1 protein-coding gene is annotated in these 279 nt (G+C 60.9%); it reads left to right on the top strand.

Annotation, left to right across the window (positions count from 1 at the left end; all coding sequences use genetic code 11):
• Positions 1-279: condensation domain-containing protein (locus SB765_RS29170; RefSeq protein ID WP_410932425.1), on the top strand; the 279-nt coding region annotated here is incomplete at both ends.

A 279-nucleotide genomic window follows, 5' to 3' on the forward strand; every position in this document is an offset into this window, starting at 1 on the left:
GTGTCTTCGTGATGGATAACGATGAGCCGCAACTGCGGATCACACCTGTCGAAGGTTCATTTGTACTGGAACAGGATGACCTGCGCGGGCAGGCCGATGCCGCGCAGCGCTTGCAGGTGTTGACCGAATATGAAGCGTCGACACCGTTCGACCTGGTCAACGGGCCGCTGCTGCGCGCACGCCTGGTACGCATGGGTGACGAGCACTCGGTGTTGTTGCTGACCCTGCACCACATTGCCTCTGACGGCTGGTCGATGGGCGTGCTGAGCCGCGAAATGG

The sequence above is a fragment of the Pseudomonas sp. SIMBA_067 genome (assembly GCF_046534675.1).
Taxonomy (GTDB): domain Bacteria; phylum Pseudomonadota; class Gammaproteobacteria; order Pseudomonadales; family Pseudomonadaceae; genus Aquipseudomonas; species Aquipseudomonas putida.